Annotated in this window: 9 protein-coding genes; 6 read left to right on the forward strand and 3 right to left on the reverse strand. The window is 66.7% G+C overall.

Going from position 1 to position 17,722, the window contains the following annotated elements; all coding sequences use genetic code 11:
- Positions 1–246: 246 nt before the first annotated feature.
- The gene (locus tag FHY18_RS02345; protein WP_259150750.1) at positions 247–822 is read right to left on the reverse strand and encodes a TetR/AcrR family transcriptional regulator; all 576 of its coding nucleotides are present in this window, start codon (positions 820–822) and stop codon (positions 247–249) included.
- 198 nt (positions 823–1,020) lie between these two features.
- On the opposite strand from FHY18_RS02345, the gene FHY18_RS02350 reads away from it, so the two are divergent.
- On the forward strand, positions 1,021–1,809 hold the full coding sequence (locus FHY18_RS02350; RefSeq protein WP_259150751.1) for an SDR family oxidoreductase: 789 nt from the start codon (positions 1,021–1,023) through the stop codon (positions 1,807–1,809).
- A 219-nt stretch (positions 1,810–2,028) separates the two neighbouring features.
- Here FHY18_RS02350 and FHY18_RS02355 read toward each other — a convergent pair whose 3' ends face one another.
- Positions 2,029–7,038: an NAD-glutamate dehydrogenase domain-containing protein gene (locus tag FHY18_RS02355; protein ID WP_259150752.1), complete on the reverse strand. Its 5,010-nt coding sequence runs from the start codon at positions 7,036–7,038 to the stop codon at positions 2,029–2,031.
- A gap of 277 nt (positions 7,039–7,315) precedes the next feature.
- Here FHY18_RS02355 and FHY18_RS02360 point away from each other — a divergent pair, with 277 nt between their 5' ends.
- From FHY18_RS02360 to FHY18_RS02370, 3 genes are read left to right on the forward strand one after another with little or no spacing between them, the layout of a single operon-like run.
- Positions 7,316–7,975: a TetR/AcrR family transcriptional regulator gene (locus FHY18_RS02360; RefSeq protein WP_259150753.1), complete on the forward strand. Its 660-nt coding sequence runs from the start codon at positions 7,316–7,318 to the stop codon at positions 7,973–7,975.
- A 14-nt stretch (positions 7,976–7,989) separates the two neighbouring features.
- Positions 7,990–9,306, forward strand: a complete 1,317-nt coding sequence (locus FHY18_RS02365; protein ID WP_259150755.1) for an efflux RND transporter periplasmic adaptor subunit — start codon at positions 7,990–7,992, stop codon at positions 9,304–9,306.
- Positions 9,307–9,318: 12 nt separating this feature from the next.
- Positions 9,319–12,489 carry a multidrug efflux RND transporter permease subunit gene (locus tag FHY18_RS02370; protein WP_259150756.1) on the forward strand — a complete coding sequence of 1,057 codons (3,171 nt, stop codon included), beginning with the start codon at positions 9,319–9,321 and terminating at the stop codon, positions 12,487–12,489.
- A 496-nt stretch (positions 12,490–12,985) separates the two neighbouring features.
- On the opposite strand, the gene FHY18_RS02375 is transcribed toward FHY18_RS02370, so the two are convergent.
- Positions 12,986–13,978 (reverse strand): LacI family DNA-binding transcriptional regulator, encoded by a 993-nt coding sequence (locus FHY18_RS02375; RefSeq protein ID WP_259150758.1) that lies wholly within the window; start codon positions 13,976–13,978, stop codon positions 12,986–12,988.
- 161 nt (positions 13,979–14,139) lie between these two features.
- Here FHY18_RS02375 and ptsP point away from each other — a divergent pair, with 161 nt between their 5' ends.
- Positions 14,140–16,656 carry a phosphoenolpyruvate--protein phosphotransferase gene (ptsP, locus tag FHY18_RS02380; protein ID WP_259150760.1) on the forward strand — a complete coding sequence of 839 codons (2,517 nt, stop codon included), beginning with the start codon at positions 14,140–14,142 and terminating at the stop codon, positions 16,654–16,656.
- Positions 16,653–17,609, forward strand: coding sequence for a 1-phosphofructokinase (gene pfkB, locus FHY18_RS02385; RefSeq protein ID WP_259150762.1), 957 nt, complete (start codon positions 16,653–16,655; stop codon positions 17,607–17,609). Before ptsP ends, pfkB begins: the two co-directional genes overlap by 4 nt.
- Positions 17,610–17,722 lie beyond the last annotated feature (113 nt).

Raw genomic sequence — 17,722 nt, forward strand, 5'->3', positions numbered from 1 at the left:
GTTGCGGCAGCAGGCGTGCCCGCGTCGGCCTGAAATGGACGGTGTCGATCGCCTGCAACACTTGCCAGGGTCGTTTGCGTGTTTGCAGGTTCGCGATGCAGCAGCGGCGCGCCAGGCAGATGACGCTCCCGAGGGATCTGCACGAACGCTCTCGCGTTACATGGCGTGTCAGGCGCGTGTGTATTGCTCAAACGCTCCTTACCGGCCAAACCCGCGATACGCGGCGCGCTGATGGATCGCTCTCGGCTAGTTGGACGGTTGCAACGACGACAGGACCCGGTCGCGGCACACCGCAATGATTTCGTCGGCCAGTGGCGAATCGTCCGGGCACGACCGCGACAGCACGATGGCGCCGATGGCGTGCGCCATCATGTCCAGGTTGCTGGCGCGCTCCTGCGTCGCCTCGGCAGTGCCGGGCGCAGCGCCGCTGCGGTCGAGCGCAGCCAACAGGTTTTCGACCCCCACAGCAAACGCTTCGCGCACTTCCTGTGGCTGACGTGCGGCGTCGGCGCCCAGCGCAGCCATCGTGCAACCGGTGGCGGGGCTATCGCGATGCCCGCGCGACAGATAGAAGTTCACGAAATCGGTCTTGTCCACGTGCTCGGACTGCGCGGCGATGTTGGCCAGACCGCAGGCGGCCGACTCGGCCATCAGATCCGCCTTGGAGCGGAACTGCTTGTAGAACCCACCGTGGGTGAACCCGGCAGCGGCCATCAAGTCGGCGATGCCGATCCCTTCATAACCGCGCTCGCGAAACAGCGACGAGGCTGTTTCGACGACGTGCGCGCGATTGGCCTGCGCCTGTGCCTTGGTCACTTTCATCGTTGGACCCTCCGTGGGGTGTTCGGGCTGGGGAGAGCTCCAGCATACTTTGATGTCGCCTATCATCAAAGAATTGACATTTTAGATTTTGGTCGTAATCTTTGATGCGCTTCTTCCACGCGTTGCCACGGCGCCACGTTCGGCCATTCGATCCCACGCCATGGGCAACCTGCCCCTGGCCAACCGCAAGGAACTTCCATGCCCACACTTCCCGCTGTCCTCATCACTGGCGCCTCCACCGGTATCGGTGCGGTCTATGCCGAGCGCTTCGCCCAACGCGGCCACAACCTCGTGCTTGTCGCTCGCGACAAGCAGCGCCTGGACACCCTGGCAGCGCGCCTGCGCGACAGCCACCGCGTCAGCGTCGATGTGCTGCAGGCCGACCTGACCCAGCCCGCCGACCTGACTGCCGTGGAAACCCGCCTGCGCGACGATGCGCTGATCGGGATCCTGGTCAACAACGCCGGCATCGCGCAATCGGGCGGCATCGTGCAGCAGGACGCTACGGCGATCGATCGCCTGATCGCACTCAACATCACCGCGTTGACACGCCTTTCTGCCGCCGTTGCGCCGCGCTTTGCGCAATCCGGCAGCGGCGCCATCGTCAACCTCGGATCGGTCGTGGGGCTGGCGCCCGAATTCGGCATGAGCGTCTATGGCGCCACCAAGGCCTTCGTGCTGTTCCTGTCGCAGGGCCTGCATGTGGAGCTTGGAGCCAAGGGCGTGTACGTACAGGCTGTCCTGCCGGCCGGCACCCGCACCGAGATCTGGGAGCGCGCCGGTATCGACATCAACACGCTCAGCGACTTGATGGACGTTGGCGAACTGGTCGATGCCGCGCTGGTCGGCTTCGATCGCCGCGAACTGGTCACCATTCCGCCGTTGCACGTGGCCGAACGCTGGGACGCACTGGATGGCGCGCGCCAGGGGTTGTTGTCGGACATCCGGCAGGCCAGTGCCGCAGAGCGCTATCAACCGGCGGCCTGAGCGACTTCGACGCAGCGCCGGTCTCGATGGCCAGCGCTGCGCGCCTGCGGCATCGGCCGTGCACGCGCAGCGCTGCACGACTCATGACCCGCACCAGCCCGCATGCAATGACGCAAAAGGCCGCCCTCGGGCGGCCTTTTGCGTCACAGACAACAACCTCATCCTGACCGACAACGCGACGGTAGAGCGAGCGCTCCACCGTCGCGTCGCGGCACGCAATCACACCCCGTGCGCGGCCAACTGGCCCAGCCGCTGCACCGCCACCGACACGGTCGGATAGTCCAGCGTCTTCTGCTCGGCCACGTCGGCGAGCATGGCCAGGGTGAAGCGCAGGCTGGAATCGTCGCGCGCCAGCCAGTTGGCCACCTTGTCCTCGGCACTGCTGCCGGACATGGTCAGCACCTGACCCACCAGCGCACGCTGATGCGCGGCCAGTTCGTCGCGCAGCACGCCACGCGCCACCGCATGCCAGCGGCCGTTGACCTCGAGCGCGTCGATCTGCTCGAACAACCACGGCAGCCGCAGCGCATCGCCCAGGCGGAAATGCACCTTGGACACTTCCACCGGCTTGAGCTTGCGGGTGCGCGCGGTCTCGATGATGTCGAAGGCCGGTTCCAGATAACGCAACTCGCACAGCTGCTGCGCCAGTTGCGGTGGCAGGCCCTTGTCCTGCCACTCCCTCACACTGCCTTCGTACTGCGGACGCTGCGCATCCGACAACACGCCCGAGGCCACGCGGATATCGTTGAACGGGCCGTGATAACGCTCCACCGCCGCAGTGATGCCCGGCATCTGGCCCGGACGCAGCAACAACCAACGCACGAACGAGCGTTGCAGGCGCCAGATCACTTCCAGTGCATCGATCTGCACCGACTCGGGCACCTTGCCGTCCAGCGCATCGATCTGCGTCCAGAGCGCGCGCGCATCCAGCGTTTCGCGGCTGATGGTGTAGGCCTTGGCGACCTCGCCGATGCTGCGACCGGTGTCTTCCTGCATGCGCATCAGGAAGGTGGCGCCCATGCGGTTGATGGTGGTGTTGGTGACCGCGGTGGCGATGATCTCGCGCTTGAGGCGATGGCGCTCCATCGCATCGGCGTACTTCTTCTGCAGCGGCTGCGGGAAGTAGCGTTGCAATTCCTTGGACAGGTACGGGTCTTCGGGAATATCCGATTCCAGCAGCTGCTGGAACGCCACCAACTTGGAGTACGACAACAGCACCGACAGCTCCGGCCGGGTCAGGCCCTGCCCGCGCGCCTTGCGTGCGGACAGTTCGGCATCGGACGGCAGGAACTCGATCTGGCGGTCCAGCAGGCCCTGCAGTTCCAGCGTGCGGATGAAGTGCTGCTTGGAACCCAGGCGCTTGACGCTCATGCGCTCCATCAGGCTGATCGCCTGGTTCTGCCGGTAGTTGTCCCACAGCACCAGGTCGGCGACTTCGTCGGTCATCGATGCGAGCAGTGTGTTGCGCGCGTCGTAGGTGAGCTTCTTGGCCTGCACCATGTCGTTGAGCAGGATCTTGATGTTCACCTCGTGATCGGAGGTGTCCACGCCGGCCGAGTTGTCGATGAAGTCGGTATTGAGCAACACGCCGGTCTGCGCCGCTTCGATGCGGCCGAACTGGGTCAGGCCCAGGTTGCCGCCCTCGCCCACCACCTTGCAGCGCAATTCGCCGCCATTGACGCGCAGGCCGTTGTTGGCGCGGTCGCCCACATCCGCATGCGACTCGCTGGACGCCTTGACGTAGGTGCCGATGCCGCCGTTCCAGAACAGGTCCACCGGCGCCTTGAGGATGGCATTCATCAGCTCGTTGGGCGAAAGCTGCTTGACGCTGGCTTCCAGGCCCAAAGCCTCGCGCACCGGCGCACTGATGTCGATCGACTTGAGCGTACGCGGATAGATGCCGCCACCGGCGCTGATCAGCCTGGCATCGTAATCGGCCCAGCTGGAACGCGGCAGCTTGAACAGGCGCTCGCGCTCGGCGAACGAGGCAGCCGCATCCGGCGACGGGTCGAGGAAGATATGCCGGTGATCGAACGCGGCCAGCAGGCGGATATGCCTTGAGAGCAGCATGCCGTTGCCGAACACGTCGCCGGACATGTCGCCGATGCCGACCACGCTGAAATCCTGGCCCTGGCAATCGCGGCCCATCGCACGGAAATGGCGCTTGACCGATTCCCATGCGCCGCGCGCGGTGATGCCCATGCCCTTGTGGTCGTAGCCCACCGAGCCGCCGGAGGCGAACGCATCGCCGAGCCAGAAGCCGTGATCCAGCGCCAGCCCGTTGGCGATGTCGGAGAACGTGGCGGTGCCCTTGTCGGCGGCAACCACCAGATACGGGTCGTCCTGGTCATGGCGCACCACCTGCGGCGGCGGCACGAGCTTGCCGCCGACGATGTTGTCGGTGATGTCGAGCAGGCCCTGGATGAACAGCTTGTAGCAGGCGATGCCTTCGGCCTGGATCGCATCGCGGTCGCCACCCACCGGCGAGCGCTTGACGTAGAAACCGCCCTTGGCGCCGACCGGCACGATGACCGTGTTCTTGACCATCTGCGCCTTGACCAGGCCCAGCACCTCGGTGCGGAAATCCTCGCGTCGGTCCGACCAGCGCAGGCCGCCACGCGCGACCGCTCCAAAGCGCAGGTGCACACCTTCCACGCGCGGGCCGTAGACGAAAATCTCGCGGTACGGGCGCGGCTTGGGCAGGTCCGGCACCAGTGCCGAATCCAGCTTGAAGCTGATGCAATGGCCGTGCTTGCCGTATTTGTCGGTCTGGTAATAGTTGGTGCGCAAGGTCGCATCGATCACGTCGATGAAGCTGCGCAGGATGCGGTCTTCGTCCAGGCTGGACACGCGGTCCATCAGCTTGAGCAAGGTGGCGCGGGTGGCCTCCTGCTGCGCGGCGCGGTCGCTGCCGCGTGCTTCCAGCACCGGCTCCAGTGCCTTGAGCGTGGCTTCGTCGCTGCCTGCCAGTGCGGACAATTCTTCGCGCAGGCGCTCCTGGCCGGCGAAGATCTGCGCCTTGGTTTCCGAGCCGGTGGACGGGTCGAAGCGCGCTTCGAACAGCTCCACCAGCAGGCGTGCCAGCAGCGGATAGCGGGTGAACGTGGCTTCCACATAGGCCTGCGAGAACGGTACTGCGGTCTGCAGCAGGTACTTGCAGTAACCGCGCAGCAGCGCGACCTGGCGCCAGTGCAGGCCAGCGGCCAGGATCAGACGGTTGAAGCCGTCGTTTTCGGCGTCGCCATTCCAGATCCGCTCGAACGCTTCGCCGAAGCTGGCATCGGCGCTGGCTGCATTGATCTTGCCGGCGGTCGATTCGACCTCGAAATCCTGGATATACACCGGCGTCTCGCCTACCTGCAGCCGATACGGCCGCTCGGAGATCACGCGCAAGCCCATGTTTTCCATCATCGGCATCGCATCGGACAACGGGATGTCGTCGAGCTGGCGATACAGCTTCAAACGCAGGCCTTCGCCGGCATCCAGCCGCATACCGTCATCGCGGCGGATTTCCTGCAGGCTCAGATGCAGATCGTCCGGGCCATCCAGGGTTGCCAGATGTTCGACGTCGGACACCGCCGATTCGATCGAGGAGTCTTCGATATAGCCGGCCGGCAACGCACGGCCGAAATTGGCCGCCATGCGCAGGCCGTTGGCTTCGCCATGCCGCGCCACCAGCGCCTCGCGCAAGGCGTCGCGCCAGTTGCGCAGCAGATGCGCCAGCCGCGATTCGAGCTCGGTGGTATTGAATTCCAGCGCTTCGCCGCTCTTGGGCCGCACGATCAGATGCAGCTGCGCCAGCGGCGACTCGCCCAGCACCACCGACGAGTCGATGTATTCGCCGTGCAACGCATCTTTCAACAAGGCTTCGATGCGCAGACGCACATCGGTGTTGAAACGCTCGCGTGGGATGTACACCAGCGCCGAGATGAAGCGGCTGTACTTGTCGCGGCGCAGGAACATGCGGCTGCGCACGCGCTCCTGCAGGCCGAGAATGCCGATCGCGGTGCGATACAGCTCTTCCTCGTTGGACTGGAACAGCTCCTCGCGCGGCAGCGTCTCAAGGATGTGCCGCAGCGCCTTGCCGCTGTGGCTGCTCGGGGTCAGCCCGGACTTGCTCATCACATATTCGTGGCGCTGCCGCACCAGTGGAATTTCCCACGGGCGGCGGTTGTAGGCGCTGGAGGTGAACAGGCCCAGGAAACGCTGCTCGCCGACGATGCGGCCCTTGGCGTCGAATTCCAGGATGCCGATGTAATCCATGTAGCCAACACGGTGCACGCGCGAGCGCGCATTGGTCTTGGTCAGGATCAACGCGTCCTTGAGCTTGGACGAGGCGTTCAGGCCGTGCGCCGCCAGCGTGGTGACCGGGCGTGCCGGCGAGGTGTCGTGGCCGCGCATCAGGCCCAGGCCGGTTTCTTCCACCGGTGCCAGCACGTCCTGGCCATCCTGCTTTTCCACGCGGTATTCGCGGTAGCCGAAGAAGGTGAAATGGTCGGCAGCGGCCCAGCGCAGGAACTCCTGCGCTTCGTGACGGCTGATGTCGTCGATCGGCAGGCGGCGGGTGGCCAGGTCGTCGGCCAGCATCACCATCTTTTCGCGCATCGATGCCCAGTCGTGCACGATGGCGCGCACTTCGCCCAGCACCTTGCGCACCGCCGCTTCCACCTTGGCCATCTCATCGGCGGGCTGACGGTCGATCTCCAGCACCATCAGCGACTCGCTCTTGCCCTCGCCCACGGCGGTCAGCTTGCCGGCCTTGTCGCGCGCGATGCGCAGCACCGGATGGCCGAGCACATGCACGCCGATGCCCAGGTCCGACAAGGTCATGCTGACCGAATCCACCAGGAACGGCATGTCGTCGTTGACGATCTGCAGCAGCGTGTGCGGCGACTCGTAACCGTGGCTCTTCAGGGTGGGGTTGAACACCCGTACATTGACCGTACCGGCCTTGCGCACGCGCGCAAATTCCAGCATGTCGGCCGCCAGCGCCGCCCACTGCTCCGGCGGATGGTTCGGGAACTCGTCCTCTTCCATCCGCCGGTAGAAGTCGGCGGCGAACGCCTGCACTTCGGCCTGGCGGGCGGCCGGGTAGCGCTTGCGCAACGCGGCAAACACCGGCTCCAGGGTGACCGCCTGCGGTTCGGTGGCGAGCACGGGGACGGCACGTTCGGCGACCGGTTTGACCGACGTCGTGGACGATTTCGAAGCGGCTTTCTTGGCTGTCATGAGAGAGCTGGGATGCTCGGTGGAAAACCTGAATTGTACCGATGCACCGTGACAACGCCTTGCTGCATAGCGCAAATGCCGAGCCTCCAGCAGGCGCGACAGCGGCGCCAAAGCATTATGGCTCTGTAGTTCCCACACGCTTGGCCGGTTGACGGGTCGCTGGATCGCCAGATCCGGCAAAGTCCGGCCCAATGCTTGGCACACAAGGCGTTGCGCAGACCAAACTGCGATCGTCAAGGCTGTTTAAAAACTAAACTGGACGGTATAGTCTACCGCCATGACCCCTCGTTCCCCCCGTGCTGCCCGGCGTTCGGATTGCGATCGCCGCATCCATGCTGCCGTGCATACCTTGCTTGCCGAGCGCGGAATGCGGCTGAGCATGGACGCGGTGGCCGAACGCGCCGGTTGTTCCAAGCAGACGCTCTACAGTTATTACGGATGTAAAGAGAATCTGCTGCGCGATGTCCTTCAGGACCACGTGCACCTGGCCACGGTGCCGCTGGGCGCAGTGTCCGGCGATCTACGCGAGGATCTGCTGGCCTTTGCACTGGCCCATCTTGACCGCCTCAACAGCCCGGATGTGTTACAGACCTGTCGTTTGGTGGAGGCTGAGTCGCACCGGTTCCCCGATCAGTCGCAACAGATCTTCCATGAGGGCGTCGTCGGCATGCAGCAACGCCTGGCGCATCGCTTCGAGCAAGCGATGGCCGCCGGCCAGCTGCGCCATGACGATCCGCACTTCATGGCCGAACTGCTGCTCAGCATGATCGTCGGCCTGGATTTCGACCGCCAACGCTTCCAGGTACCCCACCGCGCCGGCCTTGCCGCCAGGCAGCAGTGGGCGCAGTTCGCCGTCGAGACCTTTTTGCGGGCGTTTGCCGCGGCCAATGCCGCGCCTGCGCCGGCCCCGCTTGCTCTTCTCTCTTCAAGACCCTAACGGAGTTCCTCCTGATGATTGCCCCGCTCCGCACCTTCGGCCTGGCCTTGGCCATCACCGTGGCGCTCGCTGCCTGCAGCAAGCCCGAACAACAGCAGGCGCCGCCGCCGCCGGAAGTGTCGGTGCTGGAAATGAAGCCGCAGACGCTGCCGCTGGAACGCGACCTGGTCGGCCGCCTGTCGGCGTTCCGCTCGGCCGACGTGCGTGCCCGCGTGGACGGGGTGCTGCTCAAGCGCCTGTACACCGAAGGCACCGACGTCAAGGAAGGCCAGCCGCTGTTCGAGATCGATCCCATGCCGCTGCGTGCCTCGTTGCTGCAGGCCCAGGGCCAGCTGGCCGCCGCCGAGGCGACCTACGCCAACGCCCAGATCGCCGCCAAGCGCGCGCGCAGCCTGGCGCCGCAGCAGTACGTCTCGCGTGCCGACATCGATAACGCCGAAGCCACCGAGCGCTCTTCCGGCGCCAGCGTGCAGCAGGCGCGCGGCGCGGTCCAGGCCGCCCGGATCCAGCTCAGCTTCGCCAGCGTCACCTCGCCGATCACCGGCCGCGCCGGCATCCAGCGGGTGACCGAAGGCGCGCTGGTCGGCTCCGGCGAAGCGACCCTGCTGACTACGGTGGACCAGATCGACCCGTTGTACGTCAATTTTGCGATGAGCAGCGAAGAACTCGCCGCGCTGCGCCAGGCGCAGAGCAGCGGCAACGTGCAGCTCAGCGGCGACGGCAAGTCCACCATCAACGTGGAGCTGGGCAACGGCACCCTGTACCCGCACCCAGGTACGCTGGACGTGTCGGCGGTGACGGTGGACCCGAGCACCGGCGCGGTGTCGCTGCGCGCGACCCTGCCCAACCCGGAGCTGGCGCTACTGCCGGGCGCGTTCGTGACCTTCAAGGCCAGCCTGGGCCAGCGCAACAACGCCTACCTGCTGCCGCAGCAGGCGCTGCAGCGCGATGCGACCGGCGCCTATGCGCTGGTGCTGGGCAAGGACGGCAAGGTGGTGCGCAAGAACCTCACCGTCGACGGCCAGCAGAAGGGCCAGTGGATCGTGACCGGCGGCGTGACCCCGGGCGACCAGGTCATCGTCGATGGCGTGCAGAAGGCCAAGGAAGGTCAGCCCGCCAAGGGCGTGCCGTGGGATCCGAACAAGCCGGCCGCCGGCGCCCAGCCGGGTCAGCCCGGTGCAGCTGGCGCGGCGCCCGCCGCAGGCCAGGCCGGCGATGCCAAGGCCGCATCGGCTGCCAACGCTGCCGATGCCGCAGCACCGGCAGCGCAGGAGCAGCCCAAGCAGGATGCGGCGGCGCAGCCGGCCGACTCCCAGTCCAAGCAGCAGTGACGGAACCCGGACATGCCTAAGTTTTTTATCGAACACCCGATCTTTGCCTGGGTGGTGGCGATCCTGATCTCGCTTGCCGGCGTGATCTCGATCCTGAATCTGGGTATCGAGTCGTACCCGACGATCGCCCCGCCGCAGGTCACCGTCACCGCCAACTTCCCCGGCGCCAGCGCCGATACCGCCGAAAAGGCGGTGACCCAGGTCATCGAGCAGCAGCTCACCGGTATCGACCACCTGCTGTACTTCAACTCCTCGTCGGCCTCCAACGGCCGCGTGACCATCACGCTGACCTTCGAAACCGGCACCGACGCGGACATCGCGCAGGTGCAGGTGCAGAACAAGGTGTCGCTGGCCACGCCGCGCCTGCCCTCGGAAGTCACCCAGCAGGGTGTGGTGGTGGCCAAGGCCAACGCCGGCTTCCTGATGGTGGCCGCGCTGCGTTCGGACAACCCGTCGATCAACCGCGACGCGCTCAACGACATCGTCGGCTCGCGCGTGCTAGAGCAGATCTCGCGCGTGCCCGGCGTCGGCAGCACCAACCAGTTCGGCGCCGAATACGCGATGAACATCTGGTTGAACCCGGAAAAGCTGCAGGGCTACAACCTGTCGGCCACCCAGGTGCTGACTGCGGTGCGTAACCAGAACGTGCAGTTCGCGGCCGGCTCGGTCGGTGCCGACCCCACGCCGGACGGCATCAGCTTCACCGCCACGGTGTCGGCGGAAGGCCGTTTCAGCTCACCGGAAGAGTTCGAGAACATCATCCTGCGCACCGACAACAACGGCGCCACCGTGCGCCTGAAGGATGTGGCGCGCGTCACCGTGGGGCCGAGCAACTACGGCTTCGACACCCAGTACAACGGCAAGCCCACCGGTGCCTTCGGCATCCAGCTGCTGCCGGGCGCCAACGCACTGAACGTGTCCGAGGCGGTCGGGGCCAAGCTCGACGAGCTGCAGCCCACCTTCCCGCAGGGCGTGACCTGGTTTGCACCGTACGAGTCGACCACCTTCGTGCGCATCTCCATCGAGGAAGTGGTGCACACGCTGGTGGAAGCCATCGTGCTGGTGTTCCTGGTGATGTTGCTGTTCCTGCAGAACTTCCGCGCCACGGTCATCCCGACCCTGGTGATTCCGGTGGCGCTGCTGGGCACGTTCTTCGGCATGTACGCCATCGGCTTCACCATCAACCAGCTGACGCTGTTTGCGATGGTGCTGGCGATCGGCATCGTGGTGGACGACGCGATCGTGGTGATCGAGAACGTCGAGCGCATCATGAGCGAGGAACATCTGGAGCCGAAGGCCGCCACGCAGAAGGCGATGACCCAGATCACCGGTGCGGTGGTGGCCATCACCGTGGTGCTGGCGGCGGTGTTCATCCCCTCCTCGCTGCAGCCCGGTGCCTCCGGTGCGATCTACAAGCAGTTCGCGCTGACCATCGCCATGTCGATGGGCTTCTCCGCGTTCCTGGCGCTGACCTTCACCCCGGCGTTGTGCGCCAGCTTCCTCAAGCCCACCCATTCGGACAAGAAGAACTGGGTCTACCGCACCTTCGACAAGTACTACGACAAGCTGGCGCATCGCTATGTCGGCGTGGTGGGGCACACGCTGAAGCGCTCGCCGCCGTGGATGATCGTGTTCGTGGTGCTGGTGGTGCTGTGCGGCTTCCTGTTTACCCGCATGCCGGGCAGCTTCCTGCCGGAAGAAGACCAGGGGTTTGCGGTGGCCATCGTGCAGCTGCCGCCGGGCGCCACCAAGATCCGTACCAACGAAACGTTTGCGCAGATGCGTGCGGTGCTGGAAAAGCAGCCGGCGGTGGAAGGCATGCTGCAGATCGCCGGCTTCAGCTTCCTGGGCTCGGGCGAAAACGTCGGCATGGGCTTCATCCGGCTCAAGCCGTGGGAAGACCGCGACGTCACTGCCGAGCAGTTGATCCAGCAACTCAACGGTGCCTTCTACGGCATCAAGGGCGCGCAGATCTTCGTGGTCAACCTGCCCACCGTGCAGGGCCTTGGCCAGTTCGGCGGCTTCGACATGTGGCTGCAGGACCGTTCCGGCGCAGGCCAGGAAGCATTGACCCAGGCGCGCAACATCGTGCTGGGCAAGGCGGCGCAAAAGGCCGACACCATGGTGGGCGTGCGCCCGAACGGCCTGGAAAATTCACCGCAGCTGCAGTTGCACGTGGACCGCGTGCAGGCGCAGTCGATGGGCCTGGAAGTCAGCGACATCTACAGCTCGATCCAGCTGATGCTGGCGCCGGTCTATGTCAACGATTACTTCTCCGAAGGCCGCATCAAGCGCGTCAACATCCGTGCCGACGATCAGTTCCGTACCGGCCCCGAGTCGTTGCGCAACTTCTTCACTCCCAGCAGCACCGCCACCGGTGCGGACGGGCAGCCCGGCATGATTCCGCTGAGCAATGTGGTCAAGGCCGAATGGACCTACGCCTCGCCGGCGCTGAATCGCTACAACGGCTATTCGGCGGTGAACATCGTCGGCAACCCTGCCCCGGGCGGTAGCTCCGGCCAGGCGATGACGGCGATGGAAGAGATCGTCAACAACGATCTGCCGCCAGGCTTCGGCTTCGACTGGAGCGGCATGTCGTACCAGGAAATCATTGCCGGTAACGCGGCGACGCTGCTGCTGGCGTTGTCGGTGGTGGTGGTGTTCCTGTGCCTGGCCGCGCTCTACGAGAGCTGGTCGATTCCGGTGGCGGTGCTGATGGTGGTGCCGATCGGCGTGCTGGGTGCGATCGTGTTCTCGATGCTGCGTGGCCTGCCGAACGATCTGTACTTCAAGATCGGCATGATCACGGTGATCGGCCTGGCGGCGAAGAACGCGATCCTGATCGTGGAATTTGCCGTGGAGCAGCGTGCGGCGGGCAAGACCCTGCGCGAGGCGACGCTGGAGGCGGCGCACCTGCGTTTCCGCCCGATCCTGATGACCTCGTTCGCCTTCATCCTGGGTGTGTTGCCGCTGGCGATCTCCACCGGTGCCGGCGCCAACTCGCGTCACTCCATCGGTACCGGCGTGATCGGCGGCATGGTGTTCGCCACCGTGCTCGGCGTGATCTTCATCCCGCTGTTCTTCGTGGTGGTGCGGCGCATGCTGGGCGACAAGCTGGACGAACAGTCCAAGGAATACCTGACCGCGCAGAACGACTCGGGTACGCATCGTCCGGATCGCTAAGCCAGGCGTTTGTTGCAAGCCAAAAGCCCCGGCAGTGCCGGGGCTTTTTTATGCCACCCACCAGGACCCCGTAGGAGCGCACCCGGGCGCGACGGGCCTTATCGATCGTGATCACGCTATCGGCAAGCCCCTGTCGCGCCCGGGTGCGCTCCTACGGTTCGCTGCGGCGGTGCGCGGCGTTGGTTGGCAAGCGAGTAGCAATACAGATGCGCTACTGACGCCGGAGCGCAACGCCACTGTAGGAGTGGGCGCGACGGGGCTCCATCGATCGCGATCGGGCTATCGGCAAGGCCCTGTCGCGCCCGGGTGCGCTCCTACGGGGTGGCGGGGATTGGTGACGTTCCGCGCTTGGGCAGGACCCGCACCACGTGCAGGCTGTTGACCAACGGCACAGCGTGATCCACGACAAACGCCACGCCGTTGTAGGAGCGCCCTTGGGCGCGATGGGCCTTACCGGTAAAGCCCATCGCGCCCAAGGGCGCTCCTACATCGTCAGCTAGATGCGCGTGCGTGCACCTGTGGAGCCGCGCACCACGCAACGCCCGGTCATCACCATGCGGCGGATCGGCAGCTGCGGGTTGCCCAGGCGCTCCAGCAGCAACGACATCGCCGCGCGGCCCATGTCCTCGACCGGCTGTTCCACCACGGTGATGCCCGGCTCGACCAGGTCGGTCCAGCGCTCGTTATCGAAGCCCGCCAGGGCGAGATCCTGCGGCAACCGCAGGCCGGCGGTGCGCGCGGCTTTCAATGCGCCCATCAGCAGCAGGCTGTTACTGGTGACGATGGCTTCCGGGCGGTGATCGCTGGCAAGCCAATGGCCTAGCTCGGCAATCGCTGCTTCGGCAGTCGGCGCCACTTCGCGGTAGTCAGGCTCCAGTCCCTGCACACGCATCGCGGCCAGATAGCCGTCGCGACGCTCGGCCGCGGTGGTGCTGGTGCTACCGAACAACCCGCCGATGCGTCGATACCCCTGCGCCTGCAGATGCGCGACCAGCTCACCCATCGCTGCCGCATTGTCCAGCACCACGCTGTCGTAACGGCTGCCGGGGCCGGCGCGATCGACCAGCACGGTGGGGTAATCCAGCGCCAGCTCGTGCATCCGCCCCACGGTCACCCGGGTCGGAGCGAAGATCAGTCCGGTGATGCGTTCTTCCTGCATCAGCTCCAGATATAGCGCCTCGCGCTCGGGATCTTCATCGGTATTGCACAGCGTGACGCGCATACCGGCACGGTAAGCGACCTCTTCCACCGCTCGGATCAAGGCAGTGAAGTAAGGGTTGCGGATGTCGGCAACGATCACGCCCAGGATGCCGGACTGCTGCGATCGCAGCCGCCGCGCCATCAGGTTGGGGCGGTAACCGGTCTGACGCACAGCCGCCTCGACCTTGGCGCGCACTTCCTCGCTCACCGGGCCAGTGCCCAACGCGCGCGAGACCGTGGACTTGGACACACCGGCCACCCGGGCCACGTCATTGATGCTGATACTCACTGGGACCGTTCCCGCTCCATTTGCGCACCTGACCCAGGCGCCGTGTCTACTCCGATGCTAACCCGAAAGCACTACAAGGATTTTGTGCACTGCACATTGACCTGGATCGTGGGAACGTTCCCACTATACTTCCCAGCCTGATCCCCCAATCGGAGCCCGCCTTGTCTTCTCCGTCGCCCGCCCCCGTCACTCCCGAGCTCATCCGTCTGCGTGCGCAGGCCCGCGACAAGGACGACGCCATCGCACAGGCCGCCCAGCTGCTGGTCGCCGCAGGCTGTGTGGCGCCCGGTTACGACGCCAGCATGCGGCGCCGAGAAGGCCTGGCCAATACCTTCCTCGGTCACGGCCTGGCGATCCCGCACGGCGTTGGCGAAGACCGTCACCTGGTGCGCCGCGACGGCATCGCGGTACTGCAGCTGCCCGAGGGCGTGGAGTGGAACCCGGGCCAGACCACCCGGCTGGTGGTGGGCATCGCCGCCCAGTCCGACACCCATATCACCCTGCTGCGCCGGCTGACCCGCCTGATCCAGGACCCTGCGCAGCTGGAAGCGCTGTTCACCACCGACGACCCCGGCGTGATCGTGGCCGCGCTCACCGGTGACCGTGCGCCGGACACCAGCGCCGCACCGGCCACCGACCTGGCCGAAACCTTCGCGTGGACCATCGCCTACCCCAGCGGCCTGCACGCCCGCCCCGCCACACGCTGGGCCGAGACCGCACGCGGCTTCTCGGCGCGTGCGCAGGTGCGCGCCGGCGACCAGGCCGCCGATGCCAAGAGCCTGGTCGGCCTGCTGCAGCTGGGCCTGCGTGCCGGCGACAGCATCACCGTCTCGGCCGAAGGCAGCGATGCCGCTGCCTTGCTCAAGCGCCTGCGCGCGGTGATGGACAGCCTGACCGCGCAGGAAAAGGCCGATGCCGAACGCGCCGCGCAACGCCGCGCCGCGCCGGTGGCGGGCTGGACGCCGCCGCAGGCGCAGCCGGGCATCGTCGGCATCGGCGCCAGCCCGGGCGTAGCGATCGGCATCGTGCACCGGCTGCGCGCGGCGCAGACCGAGGTGGCCGATCAACCGGTCGGCCTGGGCGATGGCGGCGCGCTGCTGCACGACGCGCTGACCCGCACCCGCCAGCAGCTGGCGGCGATCCAGGACGACACCCAGCGCCGGCTCGGCGCCTCGGACGCGGCGATCTTCAAGGCCCAGGCCGAGCTGCTCAACGACACCGACCTGATCACCCGCACCTGCCAGCTGATGGTCGAAGGCCACGGCGTGGCATGGTCGTGGCATCAGGCGGTGGAACAGATCGCCTCGGGCCTGGCGGCGCTGGGCAACCCGGTGCTGGCCGGGCGCGCGGCCGACCTGCGCGACGTCGGCCGCCGCGTGCTGGCCCAGCTCGACCCGGCCGCCGCCGGCGCCGGCCTCACCGACCTGCCCGACCAACCCTGCATCCTGCTGGCCAGCGACCTGTCGCCGTCGGATACCGCCAACCTGGACACCGCACGCGTGTTCGGCCTGGCCACCGCGCAGGGCGGCCCGACCTCGCATACCGCGATCCTGTCGCGCACCCTGGGACTGCCGGCGCTGGTCGCGGCCGGCGGCCAGTTGCTGGATATCGAAGACGGCGTCACCGCCATCATCGACGGCAGCAGCGGACGCCTGTACGTCAACCCGTCCGCGCAGGATCTGGACGCGGCCCGCACGCATATCGCCGAGCAACAGGCCATCCGCGAGCGCGAGGCCGCCCAGCGCGCTCTGCCCGCCGAGACCACCGACGGCCACCACATCGACATCGGCGCCAACGTCAACCTGCCCGACCAGGTGGCGATGGCGCTGACCCAGGGCGCCGAAGGCGTCGGCCTGATGCGCACCGAATTCCTGTTCCTGGAAAGCGGACGCACACCCAGCGAAGACGAGCAGCACCAGACCTACCTGGCGATGGCGCAGGCGCTGGGGGGCCGCCCGCTGATCGTGCGCGCGCTGGACATCGGCGGCGACAAGCAGGTGGCGCATCTGGAACTGCCGCACGAAGAAAACCCGTTCCTGGGCGTGCGTGGCGCGCGCCTGCTGCTGCGTCGCCCCGACCTGCTCGAACCGCAACTGCGTGCGCTTTATCGCGCTGCAAAAGATGGTGCGCGGCTGTCGATCATGTTCCCGATGATCACCTCGGTGCCGGAGCTGATCGCCTTGCGCGAGATCTGTGAACGCCTACGCGCCGAACTCGACGCGCCCGAGGTTCCGATCGGCATCATGATCGAAGTGCCCGCCGCCGCCGCGCAGGCCGACGTGCTGGCGCGGCATGCGGACTTCTTCTCGATCGGCACCAACGACCTCACCCAGTACGTGCTGGCGATCGACCGCCAGAACCCGGAGCTGGCCGCCGAGGCCGACAGCCTGCATCCGGCCGTGCTGCGCATGATCCGCAGCACGATCGAGGGCGCGCGCAAGCACGACCGCTGGGTCGGCGTGTGCGGCGGCCTGGCCGGCGATGCGTTCGGCGCCAGCCTGTTGGCCGGCCTGGGCGTGCAGGAACTGTCGATGACGCCCAACGACATCCCCTCGGTGAAAGCGCGCCTGCGCGCGTCGTCGATCGGCCAGTTGCGGCAGTTGGCAGAACGGGCGCTGGACTGCGAAACCGCCGAGCAGGTGCGCGCACTGGAAGCGCAGCGCGGGGACGTGGCATGAGCCTGCAGGCCATCACCGTTACGCTGAATCCGGCGATCGACCAGACCATCCGGCTCGACAGCCTGCAGCCCGGCGCCGTGCATCGCGCCAGCAGCGTGCGCAACGATGCCGGCGGCAAGGGCATCAACGTGGCTGCCTGCCTGGCCGATTGGGGCACCGGTGTCGCCGCACTTGGCGTGCTCGGCGGCGGCAATGCCGGCGTGTTCGAAGCGCTGTTCCGCGAGCGCGGCATCGTCGACCACTGCCAGCGCGTGGCCGGCGAAACCCGCACCAATCTCAAGCTGGTGGAGGCGCGCAGCAACGACACCACCGACATCAACCTGCCCGGCCTGCAGCTGACCAGCGCGCATCTACAGGGCGTAGCCGATCAACTCGCGCCGCTGCTGCGCCCCGGCCTGCCGGTGGTGCTGTCCGGCAGCCTGCCTGCCGGCCTGCCGGACGACAGCTGGGCGCAGCTGCAGGCGCAGGCCAGCGCCGCCGGCGCACGCGTCCTGCTCGATACCAGCGGTGCGCCGCTGGTGGCCGCATTGGGCGCCGCCCGCGACGCCCTGCCGTACGCGGTCAAGCCGAACCGCCACGAACTGGAAGCCTGGACCGGCCGACCGCTCACCGACCGCGCCGCGCTCAGCGCCGCTGCGCACGAACTACTCGCGCGCGGCATCCAGCTGGTGGTGATTTCGATGGGCACCGACGGTGCGTTGTTCGTGCAGCGCGACCAGCGACTGATCGCGCGTCCGCCGCGGCTGGCGCAGGGCAGCAGCGTGGGCGCAGGCGATGCGATGGTGGCCGGACTGGCCGCCGCACTGCTGGATGCGGCCACCGATCTGGAGCAGTGCGCACGGCTGGCCACGGCGTTTTCGATGTGCCGGCTGGAAAGCGGCGACGCGCGCAGGCTCAGCGCCGACGGCGTGCGGCGTGCTGCAAGCCAGGTCGTGATCGAGATGCTGTCGTGAGCGCGGCCTTGCACCAGGCGGCGACCGCCACGCAGGTCTCCGCGCATCGTTCCGACCGCCGCCATCCCGGCACGCGTCACCCGTACGCGTAACGCCCCAATTCCCCCGCCGGC

The organism is Xanthomonas sp. 3793, from assembly GCF_024806835.1.
GTDB classification, from domain to species: Bacteria; Pseudomonadota; Gammaproteobacteria; order Xanthomonadales; family Xanthomonadaceae; genus Xanthomonas; species Xanthomonas arboricola_F.

Bases quoted from the DNA above. Each gene is read 5' to 3' on its own strand.
- FHY18_RS02345 (WP_259150750.1), bottom strand. From the start codon at position 822: ATGAAAGTGACCAAGGCACAGGCGCAGGCCAATCGCGCGCACGTCGTC.
- FHY18_RS02350 (WP_259150751.1), top strand. From the start codon at position 1,021: ATGCCCACACTTCCCGCTGTCCTCATCACTGGCGCCTCCACCGGTATC.
- FHY18_RS02355 (WP_259150752.1), bottom strand. From the start codon at position 7,038: ATGACAGCCAAGAAAGCCGCTTCGAAATCGTCCACGACGTCGGTCAAA.
- FHY18_RS02360 (WP_259150753.1), top strand. From the start codon at position 7,316: ATGACCCCTCGTTCCCCCCGTGCTGCCCGGCGTTCGGATTGCGATCGC.
- FHY18_RS02365 (WP_259150755.1), top strand. From the start codon at position 7,990: ATGATTGCCCCGCTCCGCACCTTCGGCCTGGCCTTGGCCATCACCGTG.
- FHY18_RS02370 (WP_259150756.1), top strand. From the start codon at position 9,319: ATGCCTAAGTTTTTTATCGAACACCCGATCTTTGCCTGGGTGGTGGCG.
- pfkB (WP_259150762.1), top strand. From the start codon at position 16,653: ATGAGCCTGCAGGCCATCACCGTTACGCTGAATCCGGCGATCGACCAG.